This window comes from Paenibacillus sp. Y301, assembly GCF_059445505.1.
Genome location: NZ_JCAIUL010000007.1, coordinates 210,973 through 227,609, shown reverse-complemented (window position 1 = coordinate 227,609; position 16,637 = coordinate 210,973). Strand labels below are relative to the sequence as shown.

At 40.3% G+C, this 16,637-nt stretch carries 14 protein-coding genes and 1 pseudogene; 3 read left to right on the top strand and 12 right to left on the bottom strand.

What is annotated here, in order from left to right; all coding sequences use genetic code 11:
* The first annotated feature begins 77 nt into the window (after positions 1 to 77).
* Entirely contained in the window at positions 78 to 1,010 is a 933-nt protein-coding gene (locus AC1D69_RS14340; RefSeq protein ID WP_495456838.1) for an alpha/beta hydrolase, read from the top strand.
* 203 nt (positions 1,011 to 1,213) lie between these two features.
* Here AC1D69_RS14340 and AC1D69_RS14335 read toward each other — a convergent pair whose 3' ends face one another.
* The 3 genes from AC1D69_RS14335 to AC1D69_RS14325 are packed head-to-tail and all read right to left on the bottom strand — an operon-like array spanning position 1,214 to position 5,356.
* Positions 1,214 to 3,022 carry an ABC transporter ATP-binding protein gene (locus tag AC1D69_RS14335; protein ID WP_495456900.1) on the bottom strand — a complete coding sequence of 603 codons (1,809 nt, stop codon included), beginning with the start codon at positions 3,020 to 3,022 and terminating at the stop codon, positions 1,214 to 1,216.
* Positions 3,023 to 3,062: 40 nt separating this feature from the next.
* Entirely contained in the window at positions 3,063 to 4,844 is a 1,782-nt protein-coding gene (locus AC1D69_RS14330) for an ABC transporter ATP-binding protein (RefSeq protein WP_495456837.1), read from the bottom strand.
* A gap of 11 nt (positions 4,845 to 4,855) precedes the next feature.
* Positions 4,856 to 5,356 carry a hypothetical protein gene (locus tag AC1D69_RS14325; RefSeq protein WP_495456836.1) on the bottom strand — a complete coding sequence of 167 codons (501 nt, stop codon included), beginning with the start codon at positions 5,354 to 5,356 and terminating at the stop codon, positions 4,856 to 4,858.
* Between the two features lie 220 nt (positions 5,357 to 5,576).
* Here AC1D69_RS14325 and AC1D69_RS14320 point away from each other — a divergent pair, with 220 nt between their 5' ends.
* Entirely contained in the window at positions 5,577 to 6,635 is a 1,059-nt protein-coding gene (locus tag AC1D69_RS14320; RefSeq protein ID WP_495456835.1) for a LacI family DNA-binding transcriptional regulator, read from the top strand.
* A gap of 152 nt (positions 6,636 to 6,787) precedes the next feature.
* Here AC1D69_RS14320 and AC1D69_RS14315 read toward each other — a convergent pair whose 3' ends face one another.
* From AC1D69_RS14315 to AC1D69_RS14275, 9 genes are all read right to left on the bottom strand, one after another.
* Positions 6,788 to 7,138: a YmaF family protein gene (locus tag AC1D69_RS14315; RefSeq protein WP_495456834.1), complete on the bottom strand. Its 351-nt coding sequence runs from the start codon at positions 7,136 to 7,138 to the stop codon at positions 6,788 to 6,790.
* Positions 7,139 to 7,482: 344 nt separating this feature from the next.
* Entirely contained in the window at positions 7,483 to 8,316 is an 834-nt protein-coding gene (locus AC1D69_RS14310; protein ID WP_495456833.1) for a YitT family protein, read from the bottom strand.
* Between the two features lie 644 nt (positions 8,317 to 8,960).
* Positions 8,961 to 9,899 (bottom strand): acetamidase/formamidase family protein, encoded by a 939-nt coding sequence (locus AC1D69_RS14305; RefSeq protein ID WP_495456832.1) that lies wholly within the window; start codon positions 9,897 to 9,899, stop codon positions 8,961 to 8,963.
* A 122-nt stretch (positions 9,900 to 10,021) separates the two neighbouring features.
* Positions 10,022 to 10,282 carry a DUF3953 domain-containing protein gene (locus AC1D69_RS14300; protein ID WP_495456831.1) on the bottom strand — a complete coding sequence of 87 codons (261 nt, stop codon included), beginning with the start codon at positions 10,280 to 10,282 and terminating at the stop codon, positions 10,022 to 10,024.
* Positions 10,283 to 10,348: 66 nt separating this feature from the next.
* A complete protein-coding gene (locus AC1D69_RS14295) occupies positions 10,349 to 10,909 on the bottom strand; it encodes a pyridoxamine 5'-phosphate oxidase family protein (protein ID WP_495456830.1) in 561 nt (186 codons plus the stop codon).
* Positions 10,910 to 11,405: 496 nt separating this feature from the next.
* Complete coding sequence (locus AC1D69_RS14290) at positions 11,406 to 11,843, bottom strand: GNAT family N-acetyltransferase (protein ID WP_495456829.1); 438 nt, start codon at positions 11,841 to 11,843, stop codon at positions 11,406 to 11,408.
* The gene (locus tag AC1D69_RS14285; RefSeq protein ID WP_495456828.1) at positions 11,840 to 12,682 is read right to left on the bottom strand and encodes a GNAT family N-acetyltransferase; all 843 of its coding nucleotides are present in this window, start codon (positions 12,680 to 12,682) and stop codon (positions 11,840 to 11,842) included. The genes AC1D69_RS14290 and AC1D69_RS14285 overlap by 4 nt, the downstream gene beginning before the upstream one ends.
* A gap of 206 nt (positions 12,683 to 12,888) precedes the next feature.
* Positions 12,889 to 14,061: a glycoside hydrolase family 130 protein gene (locus tag AC1D69_RS14280; protein WP_495456827.1), complete on the bottom strand. Its 1,173-nt coding sequence runs from the start codon at positions 14,059 to 14,061 to the stop codon at positions 12,889 to 12,891.
* Between the two features lie 56 nt (positions 14,062 to 14,117).
* Positions 14,118 to 15,317 carry an AGE family epimerase/isomerase gene (locus AC1D69_RS14275; RefSeq protein WP_495456826.1) on the bottom strand — a complete coding sequence of 400 codons (1,200 nt, stop codon included), beginning with the start codon at positions 15,315 to 15,317 and terminating at the stop codon, positions 14,118 to 14,120.
* A 144-nt stretch (positions 15,318 to 15,461) separates the two neighbouring features.
* Here AC1D69_RS14275 and tnpB point away from each other — a divergent pair.
* Positions 15,462 to 16,621: pseudogene (gene tnpB, locus AC1D69_RS14270) on the top strand (IS200/IS605 family element RNA-guided endonuclease TnpB).
* Positions 16,622 to 16,637 lie beyond the last annotated feature (16 nt).

The following is a 16,637-nucleotide window of genomic DNA, read 5'->3' as shown; positions in this document are numbered from 1 at the left end:
AAACAATATGATCAAGCAAGAGCTTGCTGTAGGATATAGGAGCATTCTTGATATAGATAAAGGAGATTATTCACCCCATGGAGACTGCAGTTATTGTTCTGACCACTGTCATAGTTATGATTGTATTAGTTCTTATAGCAACGAGCCTTTATTTATACAACGTAAGTATTCTACGAAGTAAAAAGGATTTCATGAACGATGATCCTAACCTCAAAAAAACAAACCATCCATGGGAAGCTGCAACGGATTGGTTGCATGAGCAACCAATGAAGACTGTTCAGATTCAATCGGATGATGGACTGCAGTTAACGGGTTATTTTGTCCCAGCACAGATAGATAGTAATAAGGTTGTTATTCTAGCCCATGGATATTCAGGACAAGGTAGAGACATGTCTAACTTCGCAAAATTGTATCAAGACTTGGGATATCATGTGTTAATGCCTGATGACAGGGGACATGGTCAGAGCGAAGGGAATTACATCGGGTTCGGTTGGCATGATCGCAAGGACTACTTGAGATGGATTGATTATATTATCCAAAGTGAGGGCACTCATTCACAGATCATTCTTCATGGGATATCCATGGGTGGAGCTACGGTGCTTATGGCGAGTGGTGAACCATTGCCTGATCAAGTGAAGTGTATCGTGTCAGACTGTGCATATACTTCCGTAAAAGATATATTGACGTATCAATTGAAATCCATGTATAAGTTACCCGCATTCCCGTTAATTCCTATAACGAGCCTGATATGCAGAATGAAGGCAGGATATTTCTTTGGAGAGGCTTCTGCGTTAACACAAGTGAGTCGGTCGAAACTACCGATTCTATTCATTCATGGCGATGAGGACAAGTTTGTTCCATACGATATGGTACATCGATTATATGAAGCAGCAGGGAGCGAGAAGGAACTATTATCAGTGCCTAATGCCCAGCATGGTAACGCCTATTTTGCGGATAAAGAGGGGTATGGGAATAAGTTGACGTCGTTTGTGAGTCGGTATGTGGTCTGAAAAGTAGGTTAGTAGGTTTGACTGCTACGCTTCTTCAGGTCAATTCCGTCCCCTGCGCTACTTTTCAGGTTGAGTTATTTAAAAGCTAAAAACAGTAATAGCCAATTCTTTGAAAAAAGAATTGGCTATTACTGTTTTGTACTTTAAGTAAATATTAAGCATGTGCTAAGTGGTGGAGAGGAATGGTTGTGATAGTTAAGATTTTAAACTACCTTCCTGAATTGACTCGAATAGAGTTCATAATAAAATCCTTTGGCCGCAAGAAGTTGCTCATGGGTACCTTGTTCAATGATTCGGCCACCGTTCATCACTAATATCTTGTCTGCATCTTGAATGGTGCTTAATCGATGGGCGATCACGAAGCTCGTTCGCCCCTTCATCAAGTTCTTCATGGCTTCCTGGATATGCATCTCTGTACGAGTGTCTACGCTACTTGTTGCTTCATCCAGAATGAGGATTGAAGGGTTAGCAAGAATCGCTCTGGCAATCGTCAGGAGCTGGCGTTGACCGTGACTTAGGTTGCTGCCTTCCGCTTGTAAGATCATATCGTAGCCATGTGGAAGCCTTGATATAAATCCATCGGCATTCGCCAGTTTCGCTGCTGCTACAATCTCTTCATCCGTAGCATCTAAGCGTCCGAAGCGGATGTTATCGCGAATGCTACCAGAGAATACATAGGCATCTTGAAGGACCATACCTACTTCCGTGCGAAGGTTGTTCTTATCTAATTGCCGAATGTCTGTACCATCAATGGTGATACGACCTTCATTAATATCATAGAAACGGGTCAACAAATTGACGATCGTTGTTTTCCCAGCTCCCGTTGGCCCGACAAGTGCGATTTTCTCACCAGGATTAGCTACAAAGGAGACCTGCTGGAGGATGGGTGCATCTGGTCGGTAACTGAAGGATACCTGCTCAAATTGAACTTCACCACGCATGTTATGGGAGAGAGGCACACCTTGATCCTCTGTATACTCCGACTCTAGTTCCATAATTTCAAATACGCGCTCCGCACCAGCTACAGCGGATTGGATCATATTATATTGATTCGCAAGCTCTGTGATTGGACGTCCGAACTGCTTGGAATAGTTCAGGAAACTGACGATGATACCTACTGAAGTTAAGTCTTTAAATACCATCCAGCCCCCAACGGCCGCGATTAACGCAAAGTTTAAGTTATTTACAGCATTCATAACAGGGCCAACGAAACCGGATACGATTTGCGCTTTTGTACCTATGGTGTTTAATTGTTGATTGATTTCTTTGAATCGCTTGATTTCAGTAGCCTCACGTCGATAGAGCTTAACAACCTTTTGTCCTTGGATAGTTTCTTCAATAAATCCATTCAGTTCTCCAAGATGTTGCTGCTGACCTTTAAAGTATCTTCTTGTCAGTGTAGATATCTTACGAGTCGCGAATAGGACAAGGGGTATCGTAATTAAGCTGACTAGCGTTAAAGGCAAATTTAAGCTTAACATGATGACGAGTGAACCCGAGAGGGTGATAAGACTTGTTAATAATTGAATCACACTCTGATTAAGTGAATTAGATACATTCTCAATATCATTGGTCGTTCGACTCATGAGTTCCCCTGTATTATGAGTATCAAAGAATTTTAGAGGAAGGGATTGATACTTTTCAAAAAGATCATGTCGAAGTTCAAGCACCGTTCGCTGGGATACCCCACTCATTACATAAGATTGTACCCACGAAACAACACTGCCCAAAATATAAATACCTAACATCATTAAACATAGCCATAACAGGCCATTGTAGTCTCTAGGCATGATGTACTTATCAATGGCTTTACCGATCAAGTAAGGACCAATGAGGGAAATCACCGAACTTAGAAATGTGGAAATGTAGACGATGATAAGTCCCATCCGTTGGCGTCGTAGGTAGCTCCAAAGTTTTTTGATTGTAGCGAGAGTATTCTTAGGACGTACTTTTGGCATACCACCTGGTCCCCCGGGGCCTCCAGGACCTCTGCCTCCCATACCCATTCCCATACCAGCCCCCATTGGTTTGAAGGATTGATTAGAGCTTCGATTAGTTGGTTCTGACATGCTCTTGTTCCTCCTTCCGTTGAGATCGGTAAATATCTTGGTAAATGGAACTATTCTGAATAAGATCTTCATGGGTTCCTTCAGCAGCAATGGTTCCATTATCATCAAGGACTATAATGAGGTCTGCATCGATGACGGAGGAGATTCGCTGAGCAATGATAATGGTAGTCGTATGGCTCATAAGTTCTCTGAGTGCTTTCTGTATTCGGGATTCCGTTCCTAAGTCTACGGCGCTTGTACTATCGTCCAGGATTAAAATAGTAGGACGAACGAGTAACGCTCTCGCTATAGAGATACGTTGCTTCTGTCCACCGGATAGGTTTACACCCTTTTGACCGAGAATGGTATTATATCCATCAGGCATATTTAGAATAAAGTCGTGTGCTTCTGCAGCTCTGGCCGCAGCTTCAATCTCATCTTGTTCAGAATCTGCTTTACCAAATCGAATATTGTCTCGAATTGTACCTGTGAATAGAATCGATTGCTGTAAAGCCATACCAATCTGAGCTCTTAGGTCATTGAAAGGGATATCCTTTACATCTGTCCCATCAATCAGAATGCTACCACTAGTCACATCGTATAAGCGAGGGATGAGACTGACTAATGTCGACTTACCGGATCCAGTTGCGCCAAGAATGGCTAGTGTCTGACCTGCTTCTGCACGGAAGGATATGTTCTGAAGAACTAGCTCTTCCTGAGCTGTATCATAGGCGAAAGACACATTTCTAAACTCAATCTGTCCAGATTGAATGGATGCTTTTTTCGATATTGTATATGTAGAATCTGTAGGGTTGATTACTTTTCCTGTAACTTCTGCCATGTCTGTCACAGTATCCAACACCTCATTAATACGCTCAGCAGACACTTTGGCACGGGAGACAAAAGGAAGTAGATTACTAAACATCAGCATGGCAAAAAGTAATTGGGTTACATAGTTAATGAACGCAATTAAATCTCCTGTTGCTAGAGAACCATTCCGAGTAAGTCCTCCACCATACCACAATACCGCAACTACACTGACGTTTAGAATAAGTGTCATGATGGGCATGTTCACAGCCATTAATCTTGCTGCTTTGATGGCAATATGCGTATAGTCTTCATTGGCTTTACCGAACCGCTTACGTTCATGATTTGCTCTAACGAATGCCTTTACGACCCTAATTCCAGATAGATTCTCCTGAAGTACGCTATTAACGGTATCAAGCTTGGACTGAACTTTGGAGAATAGAGGGAATGATTTACGGATCAGGACGACAAGCATGATAAATAGCAGTGGGACAGATACAGCTAGAATAAGGGTTAATTTGGGACTAATGGTTACGGCCATAATAAAGCTTCCGACCAATAGGAGCGGCGAGCGAATAAAACCACGCATGATCTGTTGTACAAAATTCTGCATCTGCATGACGTCATTCGTTAATCGAGTAATAAGTGAACCTGGCTTGATCTGATCTAGATTGCGGAAGGAGAAGGCTTGAACTTTCTCGAATACATTGTTCCGTAGATCTCTGCCAAAGTTCTGAGACGCAATACTTGAGAACACGGAACATCCTATCCCGCCGATTGCACCTATAAGTGCTACTCCAAGCATCGTGAGTCCTGTCTTTTGGATATGTGTTAGGTCACCCGTCATAATCCCATCATTAATAATGCTTGCCATCATGACAGGCTGTAATAGATCCATCCATACCTCAAGGACCATACATAGAGGAGCTAATAAACTGGACACCCAGTAAGGCTTTAAATACGATTTTAATTTCCACATAAAGGTCTACCTCACAGATTCGTAGGATCATCGGATTCAATCTCGCGTAGCTCAAATAAATGTGTGAACTGTTGAATGATTTCATCCACGGCTTTTAACTCACCACTGATGACTTGCTCAATGGATTTGAATTCAGGTTGTTGTAGTTGTTGTATTAAGGTTGAACGCTTCACTTGTAGTTGTTTCAGAAAAATAAGGATGCGTCCGCGTCGAAAGGTCTTCGCGCTTTGGATGTTCTTGTCATCCCAATGTCCATGGCGTGGAGTTGATAAGTCTTCTTTATCGTCCAGCGTGGAAGGGCGGTTTCGATCTCCGTGAGCCTTGGAACCTTGATGATGATCATGCTCCATCTTGTGACGGCCTTGTGATCGTCCACGGTCACCCGAGTTGGGAATTCTATCTGTAGCTGCACGATCGAGACTGCTGATTTCTCTACGTTTATTGTTGGTTCGTGAGGATGGAGAATGTTCACCTTGTGAGGATCCTTCGAGAGATGTTATACGACGTCGCAAATTCAACACTCCTATTCTTATATTGATGTATACATTTGTATACGTTGATCTATGTATACAAATGTATACGTGTGAAAGACTATTGTCAATACATGAATTGGATGAACAAATTTATATAATCCATGAGGTATATTTGTTATACTTGTTATGCTTATACAATAACAAAAACATAATATTATTTTTTATTTAATAAGTAATTCCTAAGAGGTGGAATCATTTTATGGCTAAAAAAATTACAATGCAGCAAATTGCTGAACATTTGGGTGTGTCAAAATTTGTTGTCTCTAAAGCGTTATCTGGTAAGGGTGGAGTGAATGAATCGACGAAAGAACGAGTTATAGAGGCTGCATCCCAATTAGGTTATTTCTCTCAAAAAAATGCTTATGTAAAGAAACCTGATCGGAAGGCAACACACTCTAACAGCAACCAATCTGTCATCGTGCTTATGCCGAATATTCGTTCACAGAATCGAGAATCACTCTATTGGGGCAAGATTATGGAAGGGATCTCATTGCAGTTGGAAGAAGAGGGACTCGGAATGATCATCATATCGGAGCAGAGTGTCGATAGCTTTATTAATATATTGAATCCAGACGGAATCCTGGGTCTGATCGGCGTGGGGCAGATTTCTACTCCTCTATTACTAGAGATTCATCGTATCGGGCTTCCAATCGTTCTAGTAGATCATGAGGATCCGTTAATTCCTTCAGATTCGATTTTTGTAAACAATGTAGATATTATGGCTCGGTTAACGAATCACTTAATTGGTACTGGGCATCGACAACTTCAATTTGTAGGTAACTTGCGATTCTCTAGAAGTTTCAGGGATAGATTTATCGGTTTCCGCTCCGCTATGGAAGAGCATGGACTTGAAGTACATAATGATGGACATGCCATGTACAATCTCCATGAATTAGAGACGGAAGATTTCACAGGGGAAATAAGAAGTTGGTTGCTCCAGATGAAGAAGAAGGCTACTATACCAACAGTCCTTGTGTGTGCGAATGATTTGATAGCCCAGACTGCGATGAGAGCTTTGATTGAAGTGGGGTTGGATGTTCCAAATGACGTATCCGTTACAGGGTTTGATAATTTAGAGGGTAATATCGGAGAACTACCTGCGCTGACTACTGTTCATGTACCTAAAGAAGCCATGGGACGTCGTGCGGTAGAGAAGTTACTTGAGCGATTAATCAAAGAAGATACACCATTGGAGAAGATTATGCTATCAGGGGATGTTGTATTTCGTGATTCAACGGCTGGGATTAAGATGAAATAAGTTAAGTAGTTAGAATATATATGTATGTGAACAAAGAGAATGGCTCTGACACTCATGAATGTGGCAGAGCTGTTTTATATTTCCGCTGAAACGAGTGCCGTCTTTGAGAAAGGACGGCATTGCCGTTTCTATTTGTATGGTTATTTTAAAGTCTAAACTAGAGGTTGCTGAATTAATGTAGCGAAATTGAATTGATGTACATGACCGTCATTAAGTGTAGTTGATCCTGTTACGAAGTGAACGTGTTTTCCATTTCCAACTGGAATTGCACGTCCGGTTCTAATTTTTTTGAGATTATGAAAATGATTCAAGAAGTCGGTATGTGTGAGATCAATTTCATGAATATGACTGTTCCCTACCCGGATCGCTTGACCGGTAACACCAGCGAAGCGATGATTGTGTCGATCCGCCCCTTCCTCTGCTAATTTAGTGCTACCTTCAAATTCATGCACATGCGTTTGTGGTCTTGTTATTTTACTTTTTCTTGTAAGCTTTTTATTCATAGGTATATGCCTCCTCTGAGTGTTAACAAAGGTATCTTATTTCGCTATTGAGAAAAATGTGCTAGGCGAATATCCTGGTATGTAAATGAATGATCATTTTTAGTGTGCACGCCTTGCAGGCATTGAGTAGCTTAGATCGGGTGAAGTGAAGGAAGTCGTTAAAGTTCAAGGTTTCAGAAACGCTTGCCCTGAATTTGAGGAACATCATATTGATATGAATGGATTCTCCGACCTTATGCAGGAGGTGTTTAGTGAGAAGGAGGTTCATGCTCTAAAGTAGATAATCGAATGAAAAAAGCACCGAGGTCATAGTATGCCCCGGTGCTTGTTAGATACTAGATTACTTAACTTACGTGTGATCTTTTATGAAAGTTACCCATAATTTCGAGTGTTTGAGTGACATTAACAAAGGAATGATCATCTATTTTTTTAATAGCATCCTTAACCTCAATAAGTTCATAGCGAGTTACTACAGTCATTAACATTACACCCTGAGCAGAAGAATAGGCACCCTCATAGGATAGCTTGGTAATCCCTCTTCTATGCACTTTAAATAACTCAGCAATGATCTCTGTAGGTTTGCTAGTAATGATGTATACCGTAACCTTCTCGTGCTCCGTGTGTATGAAGTTCAGGACCCTACCGGAAATAAATAAACTTAATGCAGATGCTAAGGCGATATTCCAGTCGTTAGAAGTATACCCTAATAGAAATACAATTAATGCATTTAATATCGTTAGTATATTACCGATGGACACGTCCTTAAACCGACTTATGATTGCTGCTAAAATATCAAATCCCCCAGAGGAGCCACCGACCTTCAGACAGATGCCACTACCAGCTCCAGTCAGCACCCCTGCATATATAGCGGCTAGTAAAGGGTCGGTTGCTGATGTTACCACAGGTATATAGTGTAGGAATAGAGTGGTAGCTACGACGGATAAAATACTATAGCTAATAAATCTTCGTCCTAGCATGAACCAACCTACAATTAATAGTGGAATATTGATACCTAAGTAAAATATAAGCATATTTACACTGGTTAAGTAATTCAGGATCAATGCAAGACTAGTTACCCCTCCAGACAACAATCCGTGGGCTACTAGAAACAAATTGTACCCCATAGAAATAAGTAATGAACCAAAAATAATTACAAATACGTGCCAAGCTTTCTTCAATTTCAAGACTCCTCATAATGAGTTGGTATAATATATATAAATAAAAATAGGCAAAATAAAAGACGCGCTTAATTTTAGCACATCTTTGAAAGTAATAAATAGTAAATAGTAAATACTATCCTCAGTTGGATACAAAATAAGACAAATTTTCACACATATTTAACAAATAGACATGTATATGAGAGGTTTTTAAAGTCGTAATTGTCTCTCTAGGAAGATCAGCAATTTCTATGAAGTCATATCCATCTAAGGCAAGACACGTTATGGCTAATAAATACATAATTCTATAAATAAACGAAGCTCCATCAACAATTTTCGGATATCGCACGTATAACAGGAAAAATTCCAGTTATCACATAATTGTCCCCAAAAAAACACTCGAGATAGTTCAATCCTGATTCATCCTTATAGTGTCCGAATCTAACTTATTCTCTATCCGTACTAACGTCCTTAAGATTTCCTCGGTTGTCTGAGTGTGTATCATCATTCGTCGAGCAAATTTATATAGGCTAAAAAAGAATAATATTACTAAGGCGATAGGAATGAGTGATATAAAAATATTCCCCCAAACAATGGTCAATTAGGTAATCTCCTTTCTGGTTTAAGTCATTTAATAAAATGATGCGTTATCGTTTTCTACTCGCTTATCTAATCGCCCCGTGAGGCAGACAGGCATGGACACCTTTCACGCCATTGACGATTTGTGTGATTCTTAAGTCTATGACGGTGCTACCTAATGCAATGGATTCGACACGATCTAATCCATATAGTTCGCCCATCAAAGTTAACATTGCATCTAAGGCTTGAATCGTAGCTACATTTAGATCCTCGTCAAACCCGAAAGTAAGCCATCCAGAAGGGGTGTTGGCTCTAGGCGTAGATAACGTCATATCCTCTCTTAAATGTAACGTTAAATCCACTAAGTCCATAGGACATTCGATGGCCTGACAGCTAACCTCGCCATCACCCTGTGTTGCATGTCCATCGCCGACTGTGAAATATCCACCATCTACGGGAATGGGTAAGTATAATATGCTGCCTTTCACGAGTTCCTTGCAGTCAATGTTTCCCCCACAGAAACGAGGAGGCCAAGTCGAGTGTACGCCGCCTACTTCAGGAGGCATGCCCATGACGCCCATAAAGGGGCGTAAAGAAACGGTATATGTACTTCCGTTGATCTCACAAGATCCATCCATGGTGATTGGATCAAGTGTCCAATCGAGTATGATTTCTTTTTCATCAGTTAAGTGAAGCATCAAGTTCTGCCAATTGGGATATTTACCAGCTGCTGTCCAGCCATAAGTTCCTGGGATAATATCATTAATATGTATTTCTAGTGTCATTCCTTGTTTGGCATTCTGTATAGCAATAGGTCCAATCAAAGCATGACCTTGATCTAGAGGATTGTCCCTTCTTGGGAAGGGCTTCACACGCCCAGCATTGGTCGGTCCCAACGCCCAGCCAGCATCTAGGGTCTGGAAACGTATGGTGTCACCTGAATCTATTGTTAGTATGGGTTTAACCTCTGTACTGAAAGAACCAATAAGCGTTTCTTGTGAAAGGCTGATTTGATGAATGGTCATGGAAATCCCCTCCGAATATTTAATGGATTCACACTGAATATAGTGTGTATTCGTTATTACGAGAAGTGATCCGGGATGGTTGCTATTTTCGTAGAAAAGTTCAGTTAATGAAGATGCTCTTCCTAGTTGTGCTGTATAAGTGTCCAAGTCAAAACGGTGAATACAAATAAGGAGACTAATAGGCTGATGATCCCCTGTAGCTTTTGTTTCTCTTTGAAGCTCGACAGACTCGAGAAGAACACCATACACCCTAGAAAAAGTTGAGTAGAGCGTGGTGTTAATTTAGTGCTATCTGGATTTAATAGATTATAACTTGCGAAGATGATGGTAATGATCGCGAATAAGAACGAAATAATTCGAAAAACATTTAACTTCCTCGACATATAAAGTCTTCCTTCCTATGACTCCATAGTTAATTCAGTTTTAGAATATGATTACGAGTTAGGCCATTATTCTTTATTAATAAATTCTTTGCCAATCGGTGTAAGTATTCCGTCCATACTGGTTGAATTCTTCTCTTGTCTGTACTCGACTAATTTGTCCTCACCTTTATTAGTGGCCCAATTCAGGAGTACGTCTCGATCACCTTCATAGTTGTATAATGGAACGCTATATCCGCACGAAGTCTTCACAAGGTCAATATCAGAGATGATGATTTGCCTATATCCAACATAAGTTGTAAAAAGCCCCGCATATTCATTCCATTCATCTGAACTTGGTAATATAACTCTTCCATTGCCATAAAGTCGTAGGATTAAGGGTTTACCTTGAAAAGAAACAAACATATAGGTCATTCGATTATTTTCAGAGATGTGGGCGCTCGTCTCATTACCACTTCCAGTCAGATCCAGATAAGCCACTTTGTTGGGGGATAATATTCTAAATACATCATGTCCCTTAGGTGATATATTCACATGGCCATCCGACGCAGCTGTTCCAACGAAGAACATATGCTGCTCTTTAATAAACGTTTCATGCTGTGGTAATAAGCTTTCATAATTAGTAGCCATTGAGATCTCCTCCGTTGTTATCTGTATATTCTCACTGAATTTCAACTAATAGATAAGGTGAGTTCATTTATAATGGTCCATTCTTTTTCTCATTAATGTAAATATCGAGTGCTTTGATTCCTCGACGAGCAAGCTTAATAAACAAAATTAAACAATAAATGCCGAGACCAGTAAGTAATAAATAGATGAAGGACATGAGGATGGGGAGAATGGAAAAGATAGCATACGAAGGGTTGAAATCCATGTTAAATAACCTTCTTTCCGATAAGTATCGTTATATTTGATTTTGCAATGGTAATCACATTATAAACGATCATTCGACTTAGTTGGTATTATATTTCATTTTTGTTTATCACTAGAATGTTGGCGAGAAGTTATGAAAGCGATCAATTGGACGATGTAGTAAAATAAAAGTCGCATGCTCAGTAATGCTGGGCATGCGACAAAAAGGGGAGAGTGAGTGCATTATATAGGTAATACATCATGTAAGGTATTCTCAATAAAAATGTTTGCGATATCCTTGAACATTCTCATCCTTAAATCCTAGCTTCTCATAGAATAGATGTGCTTCCTTGCGTTGCTCTCCTGAGACAAAAATGATGTAGTAACACCCGCAATCTTTAGCGATCTTTTCAATGGTAAGCATAAGATCTTTTCCAATTCCCTGTCTTCTGACACGATGGGAGACAATGACATTCTCGATGACCATAAAAGGTTTACATTCGCCTGCAAGATCGTGACAAATGATCCCCATAAGTGAGCCCACTAATACATGATCATGAAATGCACCGAGGATAACATAATGATCATTATCCTTAATAGCCTGATAAACTTCCATTAGCTTTGTGGGATTTGTCTTCCTATCCGCAAGACCATCATATAGATGGCATAATTGTGAAAGATCATCGTAACTAATGGGTTTTATAGTGATCAATGCAATCCTACTTTCTGGACGAAAGCCATATTGATCTGTCCCAAGGTATCGTTATACGTGTAGCCTGATTTAATGTAAATTTTTATTGCGTTCTTATTTTCTTTATCTACTGCTAGGAAACTTCGCTTCGCACCGTTAGTTACACCCCAGCGTAGGCCCTCCGTAAATAAAAGGGTACCGATACCCTTATTGTGATAATTGGGATCTACAGCTAATTGCCTTAGCCATAGGATTGGGCCATTCTCACTTTCGAATCCGTAAATATTTAATAAACATACGCCAACAACTTCCTTATGTAGCTCTGCTACAAGAACGCAGGAATGGTCCGCTTCATTCCATTCTTGTATGAATTCCAACTCTTCACCGTAAAAACCCCTTGAAACATCCTTGCATGCTTGTGTTATCAGACTAGCCTGTTTGTATTCATGAGGCTCAATCTTCCTAATGGATATTGATGATCCCACCACGCTCGCGCTAGTAACACATGTTGATATATCCTTATTCCAAAAGTCAATAAACTCACTAACAACAGTAAATCCAACAGCCTCCATTGCAGGAATGAAATCCGGATGTATAAACTCGATATATATTGTCTCTAATCCATCCGTATGCAATTGATTAAGCCTAGTTATTAAGTCTAATAACGTATTCATAAATGCCTGTTCAGAATCAGCGGCCCAGAAGATATTGTGACGATGATCAATGAATCTACATAGGGCAAAAACCCCTGGTTTATCAATAATAATATCTTCAGGTAAAATGGTTTGAAACTCTTCAAGATTCAAATATTTCAGTGAACTGTACTTGAAATCCGTAGTCTTCTTAAATAGTTCTTCCATCTATATCTTCTCCCCAAATAGTTATATAGTTCGCCTATCGTTGTTAGATGATTTAAATAAGTATTGGTCTTTGGTTCAAATAAAACTGTGATTAATGTCATTCCGCTTACTAGTCCTAGGAAAACAAAAAGGTGATTGCATATCCTGTCATACAGGATATGCAATCACCTCTTCATTGAGAGTTCATAATATTTATTAAGAAGAAATTATAAGTTCAGATTCCGATTCACTAAGTCGATCCGTTGTTGAACACAAGCATAGGAGCGCAGTGGATCTTCTGGCGTATTCATAGCGTAATCCAACAATTGATCAACAGTTGTTGTAGCAACATGGAGTCTTGTGTCTGATGACGCATAGTAGATATATACTTCCCCATTGTCTAGAGCGATGACACCATTGGAGAAGACTACGTTCGATACGTCACCGATCCGTTCGATGCCTTCAGGGGCAATGAAATGTCCGCCTGGACGGTGTGTAACGACTTGTGGGTTATCTAATTCAGATAAGAAAACATAGAGTACATAACGTAAGCCTGCTGCAGTATTTCTTACACCGTGTGCAATATGCAACCAGCCCTTATCTGTCTTAATTGGAGCGGGTCCTTGACCATTCTTAACTTCCTTAATCGTATGATAATGTCTTTCGTCGATAATAATTTCTTGGTCAACGACTGCATTCTCAATCGTACTGGATAATCCGAAGCCAATTCCACCGCCTGAACCTGTGTCAATAAATCCATCTTGCGGACGAGTGTAGAAGGCATATTTACCTTCAACAAACTCAGGATGTAATACGACGTTTCGTTGTTGAGCCGAAGCTGTCTTAAGATCAGCTAGGCGCTCCCAAGAAATGAGATCCTTGGTACGTACAATTCCACACTGAGCAGTAGCACTAGAGAGGTCTCCTCTTGGTGCAACTGGATCCTTACGTTCTGTGCAGAAGAGACCGTAGATCCAACCATCTTCATGTTGTACGAGACGCATATCATAGACATTGATGTCCGGATCTTCTGTCTCAGGTAGCACAACAGGGTGATCCCAGAAGCGGAAGCCATCTACACCGTTGTCACTTTCAGCAATAGCAAAGAATGACTTACGATCTAATCCTTCCACACGTGCAACAAGATAGAACTTATTGTTGAGATGGATAGCTCCTGCGTTAAACACACAGTTAATACCTAAACGTTCCATGAAGTAAGGGTTAGTCTCGGGGTTGAAATCATATTTCCAGATCAGTGGTGTCTGTTCTGCCGTTAGGACAGGATGTTGATACCGATCATATATCCCATTCCCATAAGGAACCTTCTCATTCTTACGATTGACTAGCGCCTCATAACGCTCTGTTAGCTGTTGTTTACGAGTATTAAATAATGAATTCATGCGTATTCCTCCTAAAATTTTTATCACATCGGAAGCATTACTTTAGTTATTGAGTATTACTTCAATCGCTCCAACATCTCCATACAAGCTCTTCCATTATGGTAAGGACATTTCCAAGGACTGACCTTGGAGTTCTCTAAGTTAGGTAGACCCTCGCGGTTGACACTCCAGAACCATTCACCATGTTCATGGTCAACGATAAATGTCTGAATGAATTCCCAAGACTTACGAGCAGTTTGTTCAAACTTGACGTCACCGGTCATTTGATAAGCGTTGTAGAAGCCGACCATAGCTTCAGCTTGTGGCCACCAGTCTTTATCGGTATCGAGGAGTCCTGTAGCATTGGCTTCATTCAGAATGCCACCATCAGGGTCGATACCTTCATTGTAAGTAGCTTCTGCCATAGCAATCGCTACTAATTTCGTGCGTTCTAGTATTGTTGTATTACCTAAGACTTCTGCGGCTTCTAGCAACAGCCAACTGCCTTCAATGTCATGTCCATAAGAAATGTGGTCAGACTTCACATGCCATTCTTCATCAAAGAATAATAGGAAGTGATTCGTAACAGGATCTACGATATGATCTAATGTCACTTCTATTAATTCTTGAAGCTTCGTAGATAGAACAGTAGAGGACCATACACGTAATAGATTAGTATAAGCCTCCATCACATGTAGGTGAGTATTCATGGATTTCTTCTCATTCAGGTCCTTATCACTGAGGCTCAAGTCATCTGTGATTTGCCAGTCGCGAGAAAGAGCTTCTATGTACCCCTTATGAACAGGGTCATAACTATACTTCTCAAGAACATGGAACAATAGGATAGCTTGTGATAGGGCTTCTTCGTGCCCAGTAGCTCGATGATATTCGGATAAGGCATAGATGGCAAAGGCCTGACCATAGACCTGTTTCTTATCTTCTGCAGGCTTACCGTCAGCTGTGAGCATCCAGAAAAGTCCACCATGTTCCTGATCTATGAAGTTGGTTATGATATATTCATAGGCACGGTCTGCCATAGTCAAGTAATCGTTATTCTTATAGATTCGATATGCAGCAGAGAAGGTCCAGAGAATACGGGTGTTCAGTACAAGACTTTTCTCAGCTCCTTCTACAACTTGGAGGTCTTTTTTGATCTCGCCTAGGAAACCTCCTTGTGAATGATCTAAGGTGTTCTTCATCCAGAAAGCTAGTATATTTTCTTGTAATTCTCGCTCTATGTCAGATATCCATGGTGTAACTTGATTTGCCATATTCATAAGAATCCCGCCTACATATTTATTTTATAAAAGATTTTGAGAACACTCGTGACTTCAGTCATGAGATGAATTAAAATGGTTTTGTCTTTCTAAATCAGTACATATGTTCTATAATTAAGGTAATATTAACCAAAGAGGGTGTACATGATGAACCATCACAAAGCTTTTAAATTTCGTATCTATCCAACCAAGGAACAAATCATCTTAATCCATAAAACGTTAGGATGTACTCGCTTTGTGTTTAACTTTTTCTTAAGCAAGCAACAGCAAAAAGATGCCTATTGGAATATCTGCGAACTAATGGTTCAAAATGGACAGCTACCTCAAAATAATTGGAAAGGCGCTTATTTTCATAAGTACACTTCGATCAAAGATTTAAAAGAATTAAAGAAACACTATCCTTTCTTAAAAGAAGTAGATAGTATCTCTTTACAAAAATCAGTGGAAAATCTACATGATGCCTATACACGTTACTATAAAAAGCAAAATCGAATACCGCATTTTAAGAGTAAAAAGAATCCGATCCAATCCTATACAACCAAAATGACCAATGGGAACATTGCTGTCCAGGGAAACCAACTCAAACTGCCTAAGTTAGGATGGGTTCGCTTTGCCAAGTCCAGAGAAGTGGATGGACGCATTTTGAATGCTACGATTAGACGGAATCCATCAGGGAAGTATTTTGTGTCCATTGTAGCTGAAGTAGACATTCAAGCATTTCTCAAAACCCATCAGGAAGTCGGCATTGACTTAGGTATTAAACAATTTTCAGTGTTAAGTCAAGGGAAACCAATCGATAATCTACACTTCCTGCGAAACAGGGAACAAAAATTAAAAAGAGAACAACGCACGTTGTCCAGAAGAACCATGGGTTCTTCGAATTGGTATAAGCAAAAAATCAAGGTAGCCCGAATTCACGAACAAATTGGTAACGCCAGAATGGACTTCTTGCAACAACACTCAACGGCATTGGTCAAAAACCACGACCTCATTGCTATAGAAGATTTACAAGTATCCAATATGATCAAGAACCATCGGTTAGCCAAAAGTATCGCAGATGTGTCTTGGGCTGAGTTCCGTAGACAACTGGAATACAAGGCGAAATGGTATGGCAAACAAATTGTGGCGGTGAGTCCATGGTTTCCGTCTTCGCAATTGTGTTCATGTTGCGGATTTCAGTACAAAGAAGCCAAGAAGCTATCCTTCGGGAATGGGACTGTCCGCAATGCGGAACCCATCAGGAACGAGACCACAATGCCAGCATCAATATTCTTCAAGAAGCGAAAAGACTTCTTTCCGCATAAAAAAGAAAACCGTAGG